21 protein-coding genes are annotated in these 18007 nt (G+C 43.6%); 10 read left to right on the forward strand and 11 right to left on the reverse strand.

The features are described from left to right. On the forward strand, positions 1-299 hold a 299-nt coding region (locus A3762_RS23375), incomplete at its 5' end, for a Na+/H+ antiporter NhaA (protein ID WP_197469534.1). Between the two features lie 23 nt (positions 300-322). On the opposite strand, the gene A3762_RS26175 is transcribed toward A3762_RS23375, so the two are convergent. From A3762_RS26175 to A3762_RS23390, 4 genes are all read right to left on the reverse strand, one after another. Continuing rightward, complete coding sequence (locus A3762_RS26175; RefSeq protein ID WP_082869324.1) at positions 323-619, reverse strand: RsmE family RNA methyltransferase; 297 nt, start codon at positions 617-619, stop codon at positions 323-325. Then, positions 543-974, reverse strand: coding sequence for a Na+/H+ antiporter NhaA (locus A3762_RS28000; protein WP_369820717.1), 432 nt, complete (start codon positions 972-974; stop codon positions 543-545). Before A3762_RS28000 ends, A3762_RS26175 begins: the two co-directional genes overlap by 77 nt. After that, the gene (locus A3762_RS23385; protein ID WP_068757898.1) at positions 880-1590 is read right to left on the reverse strand and encodes a Na+/H+ antiporter NhaA; all 711 of its coding nucleotides are present in this window, start codon (positions 1588-1590) and stop codon (positions 880-882) included. The genes A3762_RS28000 and A3762_RS23385 overlap by 95 nt, the downstream gene beginning before the upstream one ends. A gap of 230 nt (positions 1591-1820) precedes the next feature. Further along, positions 1821-2045, reverse strand: coding sequence for a hypothetical protein (locus A3762_RS23390; RefSeq protein ID WP_068757900.1), 225 nt, complete (start codon positions 2043-2045; stop codon positions 1821-1823). 351 nt (positions 2046-2396) lie between these two features. Between A3762_RS23390 and A3762_RS23395 the strand changes: the two genes are divergently transcribed. Beyond that, positions 2397-2717, forward strand: a complete 321-nt coding sequence (locus A3762_RS23395) for a hypothetical protein (protein WP_068757901.1) — start codon at positions 2397-2399, stop codon at positions 2715-2717. Here the strand turns inward: A3762_RS23395 and nhaR are convergent. Then, positions 2692-3615 carry a transcriptional activator NhaR gene (gene nhaR, locus A3762_RS23400; protein WP_068757906.1) on the reverse strand — a complete coding sequence of 308 codons (924 nt, stop codon included), beginning with the start codon at positions 3613-3615 and terminating at the stop codon, positions 2692-2694. The genes A3762_RS23395 and nhaR overlap by 26 nt on opposite strands. Positions 3616-3885: 270 nt before the next feature. Between nhaR and A3762_RS23405 the strand changes: the two genes are divergently transcribed. From A3762_RS23405 to A3762_RS23415, 3 genes are all read left to right on the forward strand, one after another. Beyond that, a complete protein-coding gene (locus A3762_RS23405; protein ID WP_068481781.1) occupies positions 3886-4344 on the forward strand; it encodes a winged helix-turn-helix transcriptional regulator in 459 nt (152 codons plus the stop codon). A 179-nt stretch (positions 4345-4523) separates the two neighbouring features. Further along, a complete protein-coding gene (ald, locus tag A3762_RS23410; RefSeq protein ID WP_068478120.1) occupies positions 4524-5660 on the forward strand; it encodes an alanine dehydrogenase in 1137 nt (378 codons plus the stop codon). Between the two features lie 165 nt (positions 5661-5825). Then, positions 5826-7127: an FAD-binding oxidoreductase gene (locus tag A3762_RS23415; RefSeq protein WP_068478122.1), complete on the forward strand. Its 1302-nt coding sequence runs from the start codon at positions 5826-5828 to the stop codon at positions 7125-7127. A gap of 221 nt (positions 7128-7348) precedes the next feature. On the opposite strand, the gene A3762_RS23420 is transcribed toward A3762_RS23415, so the two are convergent. The 5 genes from A3762_RS23420 to A3762_RS23440 all read right to left on the reverse strand — a co-directional run bounded on the left by A3762_RS23420 (position 7349) and on the right by A3762_RS23440 (position 12157). Then, positions 7349-8446: an extracellular solute-binding protein gene (locus A3762_RS23420; protein WP_068478930.1), complete on the reverse strand. Its 1098-nt coding sequence runs from the start codon at positions 8444-8446 to the stop codon at positions 7349-7351. 112 nt (positions 8447-8558) lie between these two features. Beyond that, complete coding sequence (locus A3762_RS23425; protein WP_068478928.1) at positions 8559-9398, reverse strand: ABC transporter permease subunit; 840 nt, start codon at positions 9396-9398, stop codon at positions 8559-8561. After that, positions 9388-10311, reverse strand: coding sequence for an ABC transporter permease subunit (locus tag A3762_RS23430; RefSeq protein ID WP_068478926.1), 924 nt, complete (start codon positions 10309-10311; stop codon positions 9388-9390). Before A3762_RS23430 ends, A3762_RS23425 begins: the two co-directional genes overlap by 11 nt. After that, positions 10308-11435, reverse strand: a complete 1128-nt coding sequence (locus A3762_RS23435) for an ABC transporter ATP-binding protein (RefSeq protein ID WP_068757909.1) — start codon at positions 11433-11435, stop codon at positions 10308-10310. The genes A3762_RS23430 and A3762_RS23435 overlap by 4 nt, the downstream gene beginning before the upstream one ends. A 236-nt stretch (positions 11436-11671) precedes the next feature. Continuing rightward, a complete protein-coding gene (locus tag A3762_RS23440) occupies positions 11672-12157 on the reverse strand; it encodes a GNAT family N-acetyltransferase (RefSeq protein WP_068478920.1) in 486 nt (161 codons plus the stop codon). A 30-nt stretch (positions 12158-12187) separates the two neighbouring features. Here A3762_RS23440 and A3762_RS23445 point away from each other — a divergent pair, with 30 nt between their 5' ends. The 4 genes from A3762_RS23445 (at position 12188) to A3762_RS23460 (ending at position 14874) form a co-directional block, all read left to right on the forward strand. Next, positions 12188-12628: a gamma-glutamylcyclotransferase family protein gene (locus A3762_RS23445; RefSeq protein ID WP_068478918.1), complete on the forward strand. Its 441-nt coding sequence runs from the start codon at positions 12188-12190 to the stop codon at positions 12626-12628. Further along, on the forward strand, positions 12625-12897 hold the full coding sequence (locus A3762_RS23450; protein ID WP_068478915.1) for a cation transporter: 273 nt from the start codon (positions 12625-12627) through the stop codon (positions 12895-12897). Before A3762_RS23445 ends, A3762_RS23450 begins: the two co-directional genes overlap by 4 nt. A 366-nt stretch (positions 12898-13263) precedes the next feature. Then, positions 13264-13596 (forward strand): PepSY domain-containing protein, encoded by a 333-nt coding sequence (locus A3762_RS23455; RefSeq protein ID WP_068478913.1) that lies wholly within the window; start codon positions 13264-13266, stop codon positions 13594-13596. Positions 13597-14052: 456 nt separating this feature from the next. Continuing rightward, positions 14053-14874 carry an HAD family hydrolase gene (locus tag A3762_RS23460; protein WP_068478910.1) on the forward strand — a complete coding sequence of 274 codons (822 nt, stop codon included), beginning with the start codon at positions 14053-14055 and terminating at the stop codon, positions 14872-14874. 568 nt (positions 14875-15442) lie between these two features. On the opposite strand, the gene A3762_RS23465 is transcribed toward A3762_RS23460, so the two are convergent. Continuing rightward, positions 15443-17119, reverse strand: coding sequence for an aspartate:alanine exchanger family transporter (locus tag A3762_RS23465; RefSeq protein ID WP_068478907.1), 1677 nt, complete (start codon positions 17117-17119; stop codon positions 15443-15445). A 658-nt stretch (positions 17120-17777) separates the two neighbouring features. On the opposite strand from A3762_RS23465, the gene A3762_RS23470 reads away from it, so the two are divergent. Continuing rightward, a partial coding sequence (locus A3762_RS23470; RefSeq protein ID WP_197469536.1) for a succinylglutamate desuccinylase/aspartoacylase family protein occupies positions 17778-18007 on the forward strand: 230 nt, incomplete at its 3' end.

An 18007-nucleotide genomic window follows, 5' to 3' on the forward strand; every position in this document is an offset into this window, starting at 1 on the left:
AACAAATCGGTATTTTTGGTGTGTGTTGGTTAGCAATCAAGTCAGGTATTACATCGCTTCCTAAGGGAACGACTTGGTTACAACTCTATGGTGTGTGTATTCTTTGCGGCATAGGTTTTACGATGAGTTTGTTTATCGGGTCGCTTGCTTTTGAATGCATGGATGCAGCATATCAAGAGAGCGTTAAGCTAGGAGTTTTGTTAGGCTCGTTGTTGTCAGCCGTGATGGGATCGATAGTAATTGTGAAGAGTCGTGAACAAGAGGTGCCAGACCTGCGAGCACAACAGAGCTACTCATAGTTAGGACTAAGGCTTTGCTCAGCTTATGCTGGGTAAAGCCTTGATAGTAGTGCTGGGACGGCAGTTTCAGTCCTTAAGATCCGATCTCCTAGATGCACAGACTCAAACTGTTGTTCGTAAAATTTCGAGACCTCATATTTTGTAAATCCTCCCTCTGGACCAATTGCTAAGGTCACTGGCTGTTTCGGATCTAATTGAACAGGGCACGGCGTTTCAGTGTGCGGATGTGCGATGAGTTTGAGGTCATTTCCCGCTAGGTCGCTTAATTCGTCTTCTACAAAAGGTTTGAACAGCTTTCTTGTTTTGAATACANNCANCATAGAGTTGTAACCAAGTCGTTCCCTTAGGAAGCGATGTAATACCTGACTTGATTGCTAACCAACACACACCAAAAATACCGATTTGTTTACCAACAAATAGCCCAAGTGCGATGCCAATCGTAACGGGATGGAACAAGTCTTCCACTCCAATACCTACCAAGTTCACACCCGCATTAGCGAACGCAAAGACAGGCAGGATGAAAAATGCGACCCATGGCTGAATGCCATGCTCCATTTGCTTGAGCATGGAATGCCCGTGCTCAGTCTTCACATTGAGAGGTATAAACCAAGCGACGATGAAACCAGCAAGCGTCGCATGCACGCCTGACTTCAATACGGCCGTCCAGACAACCACACCTATGATTGATATACGCAGCTTGCGCTCTCACCTTTAAACGGTTCAAGATAAACAATCCGACTAAGCCAAATCCCGCCACAGACAAAGAAAGACCTGACAAATCCGCAGAATAAAACAGAGCGATAATAACGATTGCGCCAATGTCATCGAAGATAGCCACAGACAGTAAGAACAGCTTTAAGGTTAAAGGCAAGCTCTTACCAAATAAGCTAAACAAACCCAGCGCAAAGGCAATATCGGTCGCCGAAGGAATCGCCCAACCTCTTAGCCCGATTTCATCGCCAGTATTAAAAAATACATACACTAAAGCCGGAGCACCGATCCCTGCTATTGCCGCTATACCAGGAAGAATAATTTGATCCTTCGATGACAAATGTCCTTCTAGTATTTCACGTTTTACTTCTAGACCTATAAGGAAGAAGAACAAAGCCATGAGTCCGTCATTGATCCATAGCAACAGCGGTTTCGCTATTTCAAAGCCACCTAGTTGCAAGACAACCGGCATGTTAAGGAAGTCGCTATAGAACATGTTGATGCCCGAATTAGCCATGATAAGGGCCAATAGGGCAGCACAAATCAACAACACACCTCCAGCAGCATCATGCTGAACCATCTATCGAAAAACTTTTGTCACAACGATCTCCATTGTTAGCTTGTTTAGCAATCCTTTATACGCATCAGTAGTACGCCAAAAAAGTCGAATATATCTCTAAATCATCGATAAATTCTGTCTATAAAAATGAATCCAAAAAAAAGCGTAAAGCACGTTGAGGGAGTTGCTTTACGCTAAAGGTGGAGATGATTAATAGAGGAAGTAATTAACTTTCTTAAAGGCCTCCAAAATTAAGCTCTCAATGGTAAATACAGCTGTGCTTTAGCTTCTTGCGCTATGGTGGATGGGGCTTCGTTTCCAGTCGAAACAATCTGACGAGACACCTGAAATACGTGATATGCCTCGGGAGCATAAACATCGACTGTCGTAGCAACATGCTGACTTAATACGGGAACAGGGTCGCCAGATTTCACAATGCGAAAGGTCTCATTTACCGAAGGCGTTTCCGCCGGCAAAGGTTCTTCTACTCACAAGTAAATGGCTTTATCAACAAATACTCGCTGACAGTGAAGAACCTTGAATCCTTCCTTAAGCTTTAAGGGTGTGTCCTTGCCTTCATTCTCGAGAAGGTATTTATGTACAGTCTTCATTTACGAGTCTCCATCGTTGTGAACCGTAGGTGTCATCCTGTCATCCACGTCACTTCGAAAAAAGAAGATTTATTCGTCTCGAAAGAACGAAAAAAATGATCATAAAAGCGAACAATTATTGATCGAAGTATTCGAACTCATCGTTGATTAATAACTGATGGAAGAAGCTATTTCGCATTCAGTAGCATTGGTTAAACGCTGAAGAGGAGGCTCGTAATGCTGTACCTAAACGTGAACGAAAAAGTATTGGCATATTGGGAACGCACTATAGATCTGTATTACAACATCCATCTAGGGAGTCTTGTAGACGATATTGAGTCAGTGAATCTATTTATTGACAAACAAACGAGCGTTCAAGACACCGTATATCGCTGTGAGCTCGATGTAATACCAGCGAATGGTCAGAAGATATCTATTGCACTCGAACTTGAGAATTGTGGCGCAGCGATCGAGCAGATCTTCGCCAAAGCGAGACGCTCAATGCTGCGTAGAATACGAGGAATCAATGAGCCTACAACAGTTGCTCAGACTGGTTGATCGAAGCTAGATTTGAACGCGCGGTTTCGGTAACCGACACCACCGCAGGATGTTTTAACTTTCGCTCTGGCGAAATCACGAAGAAGTGCTCTGATACATCAGACACTTCTCCAATTGCCTTTACCCCATACATTGTTTCAACTTGTCGACGCATAGCACTTGGCGCTGGGAAGAAGCCCGCGCCTGCCTCGCCAAAAGCTTTGAGTAATGCACTATCATCAAATTCAGCGACGATTTTCGGAATAATGCCTTCTCGATCGAACCAATCATCGAGACTGCGACGCAAGACATGATTATTCACTGGCAACAAAACAGGCGCATTATCTAAGAATTTGGGGAATGAACCTTCGTATTGCGCGCACAGGGCGGGTGTTCCAAAAAAGGTCAAATCACTTTCGCCTAACTCATGACTGTAAGCTTTTACATTTAAGCCTGTTGGAATACTTCGATCAGACAAAATCAAATCAAGTTTATGGACGGCTAAGTCTCCTAACAACGACTCTAGCTTTCCCTCCATACAAACGATTTTGATCGGCTGCTCAAAACTTAGAGCCGGCTCAAGAATCTTGTATGCAATTAACTTAGGTATCGAGTCTACGATCCCAACATTGAAATTAATGGGAGTGCCTGGCTGCTTACTCTTCACTCGCTGAGTCAGTTCAGACCCAAGAGAAAAGATCTCATCTGCATATTGCTCTACAACGCGTCCAGTCTCAGTAATAGCGAGTCCACGTCCAACACGCTGAAATAAAGGTTCTCCGATACTGTCTTCGAGCACTTTTAACTGACCACTGATAGTCTGTGGCGTCAAATGGAGGATATCGGCAGCTTTCGCAACGCTACCTTCTTTCGCAACAGTCCAAAAATAAAGCAAGTGGTTGTAATTCAAATGCCGCATTGTGATCTCCACTGAATCAATAACATTGGCCGTAAGAGTAAGACAAGCCAATTGAAAGATATATTCGAATAATTAGCCGTTTAATATCGGCTATTACGAGCAATTTTTGAAATCGGATTTACAAAGAAAAACAAATTTATTGCGTCGCAGGATGTGTACGTAGCATCTTCACTTGTTAGATGTTTCAGCCATTTATTCTGCACTATATCCATTCATTGGCATAATCATCTAAAATAGACTTCATGACCCAATGAATAAAGGAGATTAATCATGCAGCTCAGTAAGATCGACCTAAAAATATTGCGCGAATTACAAAACGATGCGCGTATTAGTTTTGCTGAACTGGCGCGGCGCGTAGGCTTGTCTAGTTCGCCATGCTTTGAACGTGTAAAAAAGCTCGAGCGCGAGGGCATCATCAAAGGTTATCACGCTCAGCTCGATCCAGAAGCCTTAGGCGCATCTCTACTAGTGTTTGTTCAAATTCGCTTGAACAGAACCAGTGACGATATTTTCAAACGCTTCAATGCCGCGGCCCAAGCACTTGAACAAGTGCAAGAGTGCTACTTAGTGTCGGGTAACTTTGACTACCTAATCAAAGCGCGAGTAAACGATATGAATGCCTACCGAATTTTTCTGGGGGAAACACTTTTAACCTTACCTGGAGTCTTAGAATCAACGTCTTATGTAGTGATGGAGCAAGTCAAAGAGACCTTAGATTTATCGATCTAATAAAATCATTACATGCTTCTCAAATTAAATAATAAAGAACATATAACCAATAAAAATATAAATAACAGACGGTTAGCCTGAAAAATTTTCTTTCGAGCTACAATTAAGAAGATAATTCTGTTCGTTCTTCTCTAACATTATTCGTATTTGAACATGACACGAATCAAGAGGAAGAGAACATGCTTATCGGTGTACCAAAAGAGATTAAAAATCACGAATACCGCGTTGGCTTAACGCCAGCGGGTGTAAAAGAGCTTATCGCAAACAACCACTCTGTTATTGTGCAAAAAAGTGCAGGCGCCGGCATTGGCTTAGAAGATGAGCAATATATTGCGGCAGGCGCACAAATTGTAGCGACTGCAGAAGATGTGTTTGCGCAAGCTGAAATGATTATCAAAGTAAAAGAGCCTCAACCACAAGAATGCGCGCTCCTGCGAGAAGATCAGCTTCTTTTCACATATCTACACCTGGCTCCAGACCCAAAGCAAACTGAACTTCTTTTAAAATCTGGCGTGACAGCAGTTGCATACGAAACAATTACCGATGACAAAGGCGGCCTACCTTTACTTGCACCAATGTCAGAAGTAGCAGGCCGCATGTCTATCCAAGCCGGCGCGCATACTCTTGAGAAAGCACAAGGCGGTAATGGCATGCTACTCGGCGGCGTTCCGGGCGTAGAACCTGCAAGTGTGGTTGTCATTGGTGGCGGAGTTGTAGGTCTAAACGCAGCTCGTATGGCTTCTGGACTTGGCGCTAACGTAACTATCCTTGACCGTAGCATTGAGCGCTTGAAGCAAATTGATGACATCTACGGCTCGCAAATGAACACTGTATACAGCACCGCAGATGCAATCGAAAAACACATTAAAAACGCAGACCTAGTGGTCGGCGCCGTGCTGATTCCTGGCGCAGCAGCTCCTAAGCTCATTACCCGCGACATGCTTAAAGACATGAAGAAAGGCGCTGTCTTGGTGGATGTCGCGATTGATCAGGGCGGCTGTTTCGAAACATCAAAAGCAACAACGCATGAAAACCCTACATATGAGGTAGATGGCATTGTTCACTACTGTGTAGCGAATATGCCTGGCGGTGTCGCTAGAACCTCAACCTTTGCATTGACCAATGCGACACTTCCATACGCGATTTCATTGGCAAACAAAGGCGTACATGCGCTGACAGAAAACGCACATTTACTCGAGGGGCTTAACGTCCACAAAGGCATGGTTACTAACGAACCCGTCGCTGAAGCACTTGGATACGCTTATGTATCGCCAGCTTCTGCACTAGCGATGAAAGATATTAAGAAAAGCGCGTAGTTAAAGAAGGTCTGATTAATATTTAGGGGTCGAAAAATCGGCCCCTAAACTTCACATTATAGTTACCCTCTCCCTCCTCAAACCGCATACAAACTATTACTTGTCACAACCTCTTAATCGTGCAAAACTGCACACATTTTGTAAAATATATCAAACGGTTTATTCATGTCTCATTCATCTCCAAATACCGCACGATGCGGCGCGTACTATACCGCTACAGTCAACCAAGAAAGCGATTACCCGAGCCTAAACCAAGCAATCGATGTTGATGTTGCGATCGTCGGCGGTGGCTTCACCGGTGTGAATACAGCACTTGAGCTCGCAGAAAAAGGCTTGAACGTTGCGTTATTAGAAGCGAACAAAATTGCTTGGGGGGCGACCGGACGTAACGGAGGTCAAGTTACCGGTAGTTTGTCTGGCGACGAAGCAATGCGTAAGCAAATGCGTAACAAACTAGGCAAAGATGTCGATGACTTTATTTGGAATCTGCGTTGGCGTGGTCATGACATCATTAAAGAACGCGTTCAAAAATATAATATCGATTGCGACCTGAAATATGGCCATTTACATGCAGCTTATAAACCAAGCCACATGAAAGAACTCCAAGCAAGTTACGACTTAGCTCTCGCAAATGGCATGGGAGACCAGGTCAAGCTTCTACTGAAGAACGATATTCCTGACTACCTAGAGACAGAGATCTATCACGGCGCGCTCTACAATAAAAAGAACATGCATCTGCATTCTCTCAATCTATGCTTGGGAGAAGCTGCTGCCGCTCAACAACTAGGCGTACAAATATTCGAGAACACACTGGTTATGGACATCAAGCAGGGCCAACGCCCTCAAGTTATTACCGAGAATGGTGTCGTCACAGCAAATACCGTCTTGTTAGCCGGCAACGCTTATCATCGTCTTCAACGTAGCAAAATGAGTGGAAAGATCTTCCCTGCGGCAGGAGGTATTGTTGCTACTGAGCCCTTAGGCGAGTTAGCTGAGCAAATAAACCCGAAAGATCTTGCTGTGTATGATTGTCGTTTCGTGCTCGACTATTACCGCATGACAGCAGACAAACGTCTCCTATTCGGAGGTGGCGCAAATTATAGCGGCAAGCCTTCACGAGATATAGCTGCTGAATTAAGACCTGCGATTGAACGCACCTTCCCTGCCCTCAAAGGCGTTGGCATCGACTATCAGTGGAGCGGCATGATGGGCATCGTTATCAACCGCATTCCTCAGCTCGGAAAGCTATCTGAAAACGTTTTTTATGCGCAAGGCTACTCTGGACATGGTATCGCAACAAGCCACATTGTCTCCGAAATTATGGCTAATGCCATCACTGGTCATCTGAATGAATTTGATACCTTCGCTCAATGCTCTCACATCCGCGTACCGGGTTCTGAGTGGCTCGGCAATCAGTTCTTAGCCATTGGCATGTGGTACTACCTTTTGCTCGAGAAGTTCAAGTAAAACACTTCAATCAATAACGAATACCCGCACAATCTGGCGCGGGTATTTTTTTGTCTAAAATAAGTGCGATGAGTCCACCCTAAGAATTTTTAAGCCATCTCTATTGGGCGCTCGATAAGTCTAAAAATAAAAAAGCCCCCATTGAAACAATGGAGGCCTAGAAGTTCCCTATGTATAAGAAGCCTTACTAGCTCTTCATAGGTATCAATTCACTGCTCGTATTATTTGCCGCTCTTAAGCGCTGTCCACATGCGTGAACCGGCACGGTCAAATTTAGGAGCATAAACAGGAAAAGTGAAAAGATTCTTTTCTACTTCTGGCGTTGGGTAAATTGATGGGTCAGATGTAATTTCCTCATCAATCATTTCCTTAGAGCCAGGGATCGCATTTGGATACCAAACGTAGTTTGAGATACCCGCCATCACATCTTTACGCATCAAGAAGTCTAAGAACTTGTGTGCATTTTCTGGGTGGCTTGCATCCTTAGGAATCGCGAGCATATCAAACCAAAGACCTGCGCCTTCCTTAGGAATTACGTAAGATACTTCAACGCCATTTTCAGCTTCGTCAGCACGATCCATCGCTTGAAGAATGTCGCCAGACCAACCGACTGTCACACACACATCACCATTTGCTAGGTCGTTGATATATTGCGAAGAGTGGAAGTAACGAATGTGTGGACGAACTGCACTAAGGGTGTCTTTTACTTTGCCGTTCAAAAGCGCTGTATCAGTTGATTTAGGGTCTTCGCCCAAGTAGTTCAATACGGTTGGAACAACTTCGTCCCACGCATCAAGCATTGTGATACCACAGTCAGCTAATTTAGCCGCAATCTCTGGGTTGAAAACCAGATCCCATGAATCAGCAGGCATGTCTTCGCCTAAACGCTCTGTAACTTGTCCCACATTGATACCAATGCCTGTAGTACCCCAAAGGTAAGGAATAGAGTAAGCATTGTCTGGATCATGCGAAGTCAACTTTTCCATCATCGGTGCATCGAGATTTTCATACTGCGGAAGTTTTGACTTATCAAGTGGCTGGAAAACTCCGGCTTGAATTTGACGCGCCAAGAATGTCGCTGAAGGCACAACAACATCATAACCAGTCTTGCCTGAAAGCAGTTTTGCTTCCAGAACATCGTTACTATCGAAGACATCGTAAACGACCTTAATACCAGTCTCGGCTTCAAAATTCGCTAAAGTATCTTCAGCGATATAGTCAGACCAGTTATAAACGTTTAATACTTTCTCTTCGGCCATAGCGCCTGTTGTAGCCACCGCACACGCTGTTGCCAACGCTAGTTTTTTTATTGCTTTCATAATTTTCCCTCGATTACACCTTAAGAAGATCTTAATTAACTCTGCCTTAACTGCTCTGCCGAGTCATTTTCCTTTCTGGAACACATCAATGTCTTATCTATGCCCCATTCGCTTATTGACTAAATGCCGAGCGAATTTCCTTTTGTCTTTGCAATTCATTTCTTCGCATGAACCACCATGCGATAAAGGCCGCCATTGCCACGGCCAAAACAAGTAATGTCGCTAATGCATTTATTTTTGGACTCACACCTAATCGAACACTAGAGAACACCACCATTGGTAAGGTTGTAGAACCTGGCCCCGATACGAAACTCGCGATTACTAAATCATCGAGCGACAAAGTAAATGCCAATAGCCATCCAGCCAATAATGCTGGCGCAACAATTGGTAAAGTGATGTAGATAAACACTTGTAATTTGTTAGCACCAAGATCCATCGCAGCTTCTTCTAAACGTCGATCAAGCTCGCGTAATCTTGCAGACACAACCACAGCCACATAAGCCATGTTAAAGGTTGTATGGGCAATCCAGATCGTTAAGCTACCACGCCCCTCAGGCCAACCAAGTACTTGCGACATCGTTACAAACAAGAGTAAAAGCGACAAACCCGTAATTACTTCCGGCATGACCAAGGGTGCAGTAATCATTCCGGTAAACAGCGTTTTGCCTTTAAATGCGCCCGATCGCACTAAGGCGATCGCGGCCAAGGTGCCTAATGCCACCGCAGCACTCGCACTTAAAAATGCAATTTTCAAACTCATCCAAACGGCACTCATCATTTGTTCGTCTTCAAATAGCTCGCCGTACCATTTTGTCGAAAATCCTGCCCAAACTGTCACCAAACGCGACTCATTGAACGAGTAGACAATCAATATAAAAATCGGGAGGTATAGAAAAGCAAACCCACCTAATAAGATTGCCCAAGACAATTTATTGGTCTTGTTAGTGCTCATTAGCCTGCTCCTCTAAATCTTTTGCCTGATAACGCTGGAAGATCGTGATCGGCAAAATAAGTAACAGCAACATAACTACTGCCACCGCAGATGCTCCAGGCCAGTTACGCGCATTGAAGAACTCACTCCAAAGCAATTTACCAATCATCAAGGTATCTGGACCGCCCAACAATTCAGGGATAACAAACTCACCGACGGATGGAATAAACACCAGCATTGAGCCTGCAACAATGCCCGAGACAGACAAAGGCAAGGTAATTTTGAAGAATGAACCAATTGGTCTTGCACCAAGATCAGCAGCCGCTTCCAATAAACTCGAATCGTGCTTCACAAGGTTTGTATAAATCGGTAACACCATAAACGGTAAGTAGGCATACACAATACCGATGTAAACCGCTATCGGAGTATGCAAAATTTCTAGAGGCTGCTCGATCACACCTAATCCCATCAAGGCATTATTGATTAGACCGTTTTGCTTCAATATACCGATCCAAGCGTAAATACGAATAAGGAATGATGTCCAAGATGGAAGGATGACGAGCATCAACGCGAGGTTTCTAGTGTGCGGGGGCAACTTCGCAATCGCATAAGCAATCGGGTAACCAATCAGCAAACATAAGGTTGTAGCCGTGAACGCAATTTTCACGGAACTAATATAGCCACTCAAATAAAGATCATATTCGTACAAATCAATGTAATTGAATAAGTTAAGACTAATCGTATAAACGTCATCAACAAAACTAGTGAGGTCCGTAAACGGCGGCTGCGCTATGCGCGACTCACTAAAAGAGATCTGGAGAACAATCAGAAAGGGAATTAAGAAGAAGACAAGCAGCCAAGAAAACGGTAACAGAACGACCAGTTTCTTGCCCGATTGTTTCAGTGTTTGAGTAAATACTTGGGCGATATTCATGAGTTCAGCATAACTCCGCTATCGTCAGCCCAGTATACATACACCTCATCTTCCCAACTTAGGCGCGGACCATCATCAACTTCTGACCAACGATCACTGTTGGCCATTGATACGAGTACAATTTTTCCGTTTGCTAGTTCAACGTGATAAATCGAATGGCTTCCAAGATAAGCAATATCTTTAATCGTACCCTTCGCCCAGTTACAAGGCTGATCTGGGGCACGGCGCTTAATTTGGATTTTCTCAGGTCTGACTGCGTAGGCCATTGGCATACCCAAACTACCTACCACACCATGCGAGGCATGAATGGCAACGGTCAAATCATCACAGATTAACTCAGCATGATCAGACTCATCTTTTGATAGCGTCCCTTCAAAAATATTCACAGAGCCAATAAATTCTGCCGTCATTCGGCTATTCGGATGCTCGTATACATCCACTGGCTCGCCCACTTGGCGAATCACACCTTGATCCATAATGCCGACGCGAGAAGCCATAGTCATCGCTTCTTCTTGGTCATGCGTTACCATCACGCATGTCACCTCAACAGCCTCTAAGATATCGACAATTTCAAGCTGCATTTGAGTACGCAGTTTTTTATCTAAGGCACCCATTGGCTCATCCAACAGGAGTAACTTAGGCTCTTTAGCCAAGCTACGCGCTAGCGCAACACGTTGCTGTTGCCCCCCAGATAATTGATGCGGTTTTCGCTTCGCATATTCCGTCATACGAACAAGGTTTAATACTTCTTCGACTTTATTGGCAATCGCAGGTTTTGAGAGATTATCGTGCTTCAGACCAAAGGCAATATTTTGCTCGACCGTCATATGAGGGAATAAAGCGTAGGATTGAAACATCATATTAACCGGACGCTCATAAGGAGGAACATCCAACATACTTTGACCATCAAGAATGATGTCACCAGAAGTAGGCTTTTCAAAACCTGCCAACATTCTTAATAAAGTAGATTTACCACAACCAGAAGCACCAAGCAGAGCGAAAATTTCTCCTTGATAGATATCTAAGCTAACGTCGTTGACAGCTTTGAAACCATCAAAATCTTTAACAACTTGAGAAATAGATAGGTGAACATTTTTTTTATCATCGGCAAATGATGGCGCCATGATTTTCTCCAAAAACAACAATCGCTCTTCGGCTTTTTATTATGCATGCAAAGATGCTGCCAAGTTGTCACTATATCAAACAGAAGCGTTCAATTTATGCAACAGCACATCCTAATACTAATCAGTTCACAAACATTAAACCGGTCAGAGTTCACGTTTGATAAATCGCACACCTTAAACAATACACACAAAGCCATATTTACGCACCACGAAAATGCATCAACCTTCTAGCTCGTTCACTTAAGGTGCACAGACATATACAGGGCCTCATCTCCGTAGCCTGCACTAATCTGGCTCTCCGCCAAAATCTCAAACCCAAAAGAGCACCAAAACTGTTCTGAGCCTTGTACGGCCACCAAATGCACTTGCTTATAATGATTCAAGCGTGCAATATTTAGCACACTTAAGACGAGTTCTTTGGCTGCCCCCTGACCTCTTGCATCAGGGTGCAAAGCCAGATCATGTATGAATAGATCATCAGTTTCCGGCAGAGCATTAAGCTCAACATGTAATTTAGGCGTGTCATTAATCGGCCAGGGATGCGCTAAACAATATCCGAGCAAGTCCTCGTCATTACGAATAGCTAAACACGTCTCAGGTGCAAGCAGCCATTTCGCTTTGAGCACGTCTACTGATTCAGGATAGTCGTCCGCATACGCTTTGTGCTGAATATCCATGATACGAGACCAATCAGCGTGATTTATGGCATCTATTGAAAACATTGTTACTACAACCCTTAAGCATTGAAGACCATGAATATTTTTGCATACGGCACATTAATGTATCCCGAACTTCTCGCGCAGTTAACCAAGAAGGAATGGCAAATGACGCCAGCTACATTACATGGTTATCGCCGCTGCATTTTATTAAAAGAAGGTTTTGGGTCTTCTCCAATTATCGTACCCGATAAAAACGCTTCCGTAACCGGAAAAATTTTATACAACGTTGACCCAGAAACCTTAAATTTATTAGACGCTTACGAGTGCGTTGATCAAGGTATCTATGCTCGTAAATCTGTCACCGCTATCTGCAAGAATAGCAACAGCATCATTGACGTAGAATGCTATGAAGCTGGCTCTTCAGAGATCACATTCGGCAGGACCTGGAATCAAGCACAATTCGAATCGGCATATTATGAGCATTTTAAAACGCACATCATTCCAGAGTTTTTGAGCGAGTACTTTTCATCATGAGCGAACAAAGAATTCTCTTACTCTCAGTATTTGCATCAACATTCTTTGCCGTTTTTGGATTGGTATTAGGCATCGTCAGCGGCTCTGGCATGATCCTATTTGATGCCGTTTATTCAGCGATGAATATCGGCTTAACCGTTCTGTCTATGCACATCATCAAAGTGGTTGAAGCAGGACAATCACCAAGATTCCCTTATGGCAAATCACTATTTGAAACGCTGTTCATTCTTTTAAATAATCATCAAAGCTTTCTTGCAGATAATTACTAAATGGAGTTGACCGTAAGTCAACTTCGTTGGCATTGGCAAGGTTTAGTACCACCACTGATGAACAGCAAAATAGTACTGTAGAGGGTAAAAAACATTTCATTTTTAAGCCTCATTGATTGAACAATGGAATCATAGTAACTTTCTAAATATGAACAAAGAGTGAACAAATACGTTCGTTGCTGATCAGCGCTTAGAGCGCTCGTGCACATTTCATTCACATTCGGTTTAGTAGGTTTTAATTTAGTGATCAGATTGGTAATGGAAGCTAAGCTGAGATCAAGGCTCCCTTAGTCGGGGTAGGTAAAAGTTCGGGGATTGGACAGTTCTAATTTTAATCAATAACTTATAACAGGTCAGGAGCTATCGATGCAGAATAAAATTTTAGGCAGTATCGTTTTTGTTGCCGCTAGCGTTTTAGGAGCTTTAACTTATGCTGTAGAAGAGTCAACTCACATTAGTGAAGAACAAGCAATCGAAAATGCACTTGGTGCGCTAGATATAGAAGTTATAGGCATTCGGTTTGACGAGCCTGACACTCAGTGGGACGTATTCATCCGAACGAAAGATCAAGCTTATGAAATTGAGGTAAATGCTATTAGCGGCGAGATCATCGCCGTCGAGAAAGAGAGCCTTGATGAAATTCAATCCGAGCTTTCCGGTAACTTGTCGCACGAAGGTGTCGAAGGCGATACCGACTAATCGCGTAGCAATGCTCTAACTATTTGTTGTTACTCAGAACCAATAAGACAGGGTGAAAGATCTATTCTAGTTGTATGAGTAGCTCAATCCGGTGAGGACCAATAAGTGAAATACGCGAAAAGGGTGGCCCTGATCGATCTATGAGGCAAAGATCGGATTAAATGATAGGTAAAGTATAATCCGATGTACGCTTGCGAGCAGAAGCAGTCTTTTCGTTAGCCATCGAAACGGCGCTCTCTAACCGCCGCTAATGTCTAGAATCCACGAGTTTCCACGACGGAATACGTACACTTTTTTAAATACAAACTACTTATATTCGAGCAGCATGTTGATATCAGAAATCCTTATTTTATGACCCCATCGCTAGCCAACCGCTCATCATGGGGAATTACTGCACTAAGTGAACAAAAATGAGATGGTCTGCGTAACTATAATTTACGAACTTGGCTAGCTTTAATGGACTTAGTATTTTTTGATTTAGACGGCACCTTACTGAATAAATCTTCGGAAATATCTGCATTCACTCTCGATACTCTTCAGATGCTTAAGGAAAAAGGTATTGCGCACACCTTGGCGACGGGGAGAACAATGTCATCAGCCCAACAAATTATTCATGTCTATGACTTTGACCTGCCGCATATTTACTGCAATGGCGTAGCCCTCTGGGATCCGAAACACCAATCTCTAACTTTGGATAATCTACTCAGTCAAAATGACATTGACACTATTGTTGATTTTTCACTTTCGAAAGGGGTAGCTCCATTTATCAACACCATAGATAGTCTTCATCAACACACTATTTTTTATCCCACTCTTCAACGACAAATTGAAAAAGACCTCGTGGATAATTACTACGCGAAGAGCAATCTCAAACTCAGGCCGCTTTCTGAGTTTGAAACACATTGCCGAGTTACCAATATCAGCATGATCGGAGATACCGATCTGATACAGGTGCTTTGGCAGTATTTTAATGAGTTTGACTCAATAGTTGCTTACTCTGGCACGGCTATAGAGGGCGATCATTATAGTTGGATGGATGTCCATCATCGATTAGCCAACAAAGGTAGTGCCGTGAAGTCCTTAAAAGAGCAACTAGGTGCCAGCAACGTCATATGTTTTGGTGACAGTTACAACGATGAGACAATGTTTAATTTAGCAGATGAGTGTTATGCACCCGAGAACGCCAAAACTGTCATTAAAAAGTTGGCCAACGAAGTTATAGGCCATCACCATCAAGATGGCGTAGCGCACTTTTTAAGAGAACGTTTCTCACTCTGACTGTACTTCTATCATCGTGTTCACTTTATTCAATGCACGGCGAGCAAATCGAAATACTCTTGCACGCCTTTCAAGGCAAACAATGCAAGGTTAGTTCAGCGCCCAAGAGCATCAACGTATTGCGTGGTGAGCTTTTAGAGCCTGCATAGTGCGCCGAATAAGGCTTAGGTTAAGTGCCCGCAAGCAAGCGGCCTTGTACTTAGCCTCCTCCCTAGGAGAAGCAGTCTTGCAAGCATACAAGCCTAAAGCCTCCTTTCCTCTTGAAGCACGCATTAAGAGGTTCGCGGACCTTTGAAAGAAAGTTCGCTACGAGACCTGTAGAAATAGACCTGTGACCTTTTTTCTGTGATTCTGAACTCGCTGAAAGTTTAGGAAAAAGTGCGGGAGAGCATTGCAAGTTGCATTATGTGAGTCTGGTGGTGGAGATTACCATCACGATCGCCTTAATTTGTAACTTCCTCTTTTTGCCGGCCTTGTTGTTGAAAGTGGATAAAAATAAGTCTTAGGGATAACTCGCATTGAGTTTCCCTTCTGGTGGTTGCAGAAACGTTTTTGGCAGTCTCGTTAACTAAAAATAAAGTATGATACTGCCAGCAACTGTTAGTAAAACATTTGCAAAAGCATAGGCTCCAGTATAACCAAGCGAGGGCAAGCTGCTGTTTGCTGCCTTTGTAACGACGCTCAATGATGCACCACTGGTCATGGAACCGGTGATTCCCCCCAGTAAATAAACAGGGTGGATCTTTAATACCAAGCGCCCAAATGCGTAACCAGCAGCAATGGGGACGGTTGTTACCACGATGCCGGCTAAAATTAATGTTGGGCCTGCGGCTGCAAGCGTCTCGATAATGTCGGCGCCGGCTCGCAGTCCAACTCCCGCCATAAATAGTAATAAACCGAACTCCATCAAAAACCATCTAGCTGCGTCAGGCATACGTCCAAAAGTAGGTTTCACACTCCTCAGATAACCAATTGCTAAACCGGATGCCAGTAGGCCTCCTGCGGAACCAAGTCCAATCGAGAGGTTACCAATGTTAACGGCAAACAAGCCAATCAATACGCCGATAGCGATCCCGAACGAAAAGGTCACCATATCTGTTTCCATCATTGCACGTTCAACGTGCCCAAGGTCCTTACCCAGCAGGTCAATGTATTCACCCAAACCAGTTACGGTAAGAATGTCGCCTTTTTTTAATTCAATATCGGGATCACATGGGATTTCTACGCGCGTGCGAGTAAGCTTTTTAAGCAGCACGCCGTATTGCTGGGGTAACTTGATATCTGATAGTTTTTTGCCTGTGATAGCAGGATTGATGACTACGATTTGAGCGGTATCGATTAAAGCATCAGTATTCTTTTCCGGAGTAATTTCTTGGCCCACATCAGCAAGAATTTCTGTGAAATATTCCGCGGTGCCAAGAATTAGAATTTCGTCGTCTAGCTGTAACCTGATGTTGGGGTTGCTGGCCAAGACCTCACCGTTTCGGCGCACTCTAACAACGGATCGTTTGTCCCAGTATTTTTCAGCCAAATCCGCAACAGGGACTTTGGTAAGAGATTCATTTGTTAGTCGGTAAACTCGAGCAGAGATATTACCAATATTATAGTCATCACTACCTTGTCTGGCTTCCTCCATACGCTTTGCCTCGGCTGCGAGATTTATCCCGAGGAGTTGTGGAAGCATTTTGATAATCGCAATGAGACCAGCCAAGCCAAAGATGTATGTAATTGCATAACCAGTAGCAACATTACCGATCATCTCATCGACTGTAATCCCCTCAGGTGGCAGGACTTGGCCTGACCTAAGCGCCTCTTGCGCGGCGGCAAGTGTAGGCGAACTGGTAAGACCACCAGAGAGCAAACCGGCTGATGTGCCAGGTGACATATCAAGTATATAAGACGCCGTAATCGCGATGCCAAAACCAGTCGTGGCGATCACAAGAGCCAGAAGAAAATACTTCAAACCATCTGTTCTGAGTACATCAAAAAAACTTGGTCCCGCTTGATATCCCACTGAAAAAATGAATAAGGCAAAACCCACAGATTGGGCTCCGGGTGACATTTCAAAACCAAAATGCCCTAGGAAAAGCCCTGCAAATAGCACTCCTGCAACAGGCCCGAGAGAAAACGACCCTATTCTGATATCGCCAAGTAGATATCCAATCCCGATAATTAGGAATAGAGTCAGGACAGGTTGGTTTGAGAGCAAGTGGAGAAATTGCTCAAAGACCGTATAGGTTTCCATATCGAAAGTCCTTTTGACCTTGTTTAGTTGGTAGGAGTTGGTTGTTGAGTTTTATATTATTGGCCATAACAGAAACAAAGCATAAATTTTTATAGTTTGAGTGACAGGGTGGTCCGAGTAAAAATATGGGACAAGCTAGATATCTTGATACTTCGTGGTGCATTTAGAATGATGAGGGTATAGCTAACTTTCGCCCGCTGCTTTCTTATTATGATTCATTAGGTTAATCATGCAGTACTATGGCAACGCAAATTCGATGTCAGATCAAACTCAGTCATTCAATGTCTGGTATTTTTATCCACTTCGTATCAACTTTGGAAGCGCATATGAGCCCCAATATTTTGTTGTCGAGGTATCTCTGAACATCCCTAAGTTAACGTCAGAAAATTTGTAGTTGCGAGCTAAACCTATCAACGACAGCTGCTTATTCCCAAAGTAAGCTTGTGTCTAGTAGCGGAAGCCGCCGTCATTCCATTCGAGACAGCTGCAGTCCTCTTGAACCAGCCATTTCGTCCGTTAATCGTTTGAGACGGCCATGCTTGAGGATCTTACTCGGCGCCCTATACAAAATTACGGGCATTATTTAATATTTGAACTGTCAAATTATAATATTGTTTCTTCTCTCTTAATCTAATCAAGCTTCTTTAGCATTAAATATATGATCCAAGTTTTGATCGTAGGCGGTACCCACGGCAATGAGCGTACTGGCGTTCAGTTAATTCGTCGTTTACAGGCAAGTTCGACAGAGTTAGAGCGCAATCATTTTGTAGCGAAAACCTTATTGGCCAACCAATTAGCGATGGCAAATAACCGACGATACCTCGATCAGGATTTGAATCGATGTTTTAGTGAAGAGTTGCTCAGTAATATACCGGAGAATCGAGAACA

The sequence above is a fragment of the Oleiphilus sp. HI0125 genome, assembly GCF_001635355.1.

Bases quoted from the DNA above. Each gene is read 5' to 3' on its own strand.
- A3762_RS23385 (WP_068757898.1), bottom strand. From the start codon at position 1,590: ATGGTTCAGCATGATGCTGCTGGAGGTGTGTTGTTGATTTGTGCTGCC.
- A3762_RS23395 (WP_068757901.1), top strand. From the start codon at position 2,397: ATGCTGTACCTAAACGTGAACGAAAAAGTATTGGCATATTGGGAACGC.
- nhaR (WP_068757906.1), bottom strand. From the start codon at position 3,615: ATGCGGCATTTGAATTACAACCACTTGCTTTATTTTTGGACTGTTGCG.
- A3762_RS23405 (WP_068481781.1), top strand. From the start codon at position 3,886: ATGCAGCTCAGTAAGATCGACCTAAAAATATTGCGCGAATTACAAAAC.
- ald (WP_068478120.1), top strand. From the start codon at position 4,524: ATGCTTATCGGTGTACCAAAAGAGATTAAAAATCACGAATACCGCGTT.
- A3762_RS23415 (WP_068478122.1), top strand. From the start codon at position 5,826: ATGTCTCATTCATCTCCAAATACCGCACGATGCGGCGCGTACTATACC.
- A3762_RS23420 (WP_068478930.1), bottom strand. From the start codon at position 8,446: ATGAAAGCAATAAAAAAACTAGCGTTGGCAACAGCGTGTGCGGTGGCT.
- A3762_RS23425 (WP_068478928.1), bottom strand. From the start codon at position 9,398: ATGAGCACTAACAAGACCAATAAATTGTCTTGGGCAATCTTATTAGGT.
- A3762_RS23430 (WP_068478926.1), bottom strand. From the start codon at position 10,311: ATGAATATCGCCCAAGTATTTACTCAAACACTGAAACAATCGGGCAAG.
- A3762_RS23435 (WP_068757909.1), bottom strand. From the start codon at position 11,435: ATGGCGCCATCATTTGCCGATGATAAAAAAAATGTTCACCTATCTATT.
- A3762_RS23440 (WP_068478920.1), bottom strand. From the start codon at position 12,157: ATGTTTTCAATAGATGCCATAAATCACGCTGATTGGTCTCGTATCATG.
- A3762_RS23445 (WP_068478918.1), top strand. From the start codon at position 12,188: ATGAATATTTTTGCATACGGCACATTAATGTATCCCGAACTTCTCGCG.
- A3762_RS23450 (WP_068478915.1), top strand. From the start codon at position 12,625: ATGAGCGAACAAAGAATTCTCTTACTCTCAGTATTTGCATCAACATTC.
- A3762_RS23455 (WP_068478913.1), top strand. From the start codon at position 13,264: ATGCAGAATAAAATTTTAGGCAGTATCGTTTTTGTTGCCGCTAGCGTT.
- A3762_RS23460 (WP_068478910.1), top strand. From the start codon at position 14,053: ATGGACTTAGTATTTTTTGATTTAGACGGCACCTTACTGAATAAATCT.
- A3762_RS23465 (WP_068478907.1), bottom strand. From the start codon at position 17,119: ATGGAAACCTATACGGTCTTTGAGCAATTTCTCCACTTGCTCTCAAAC.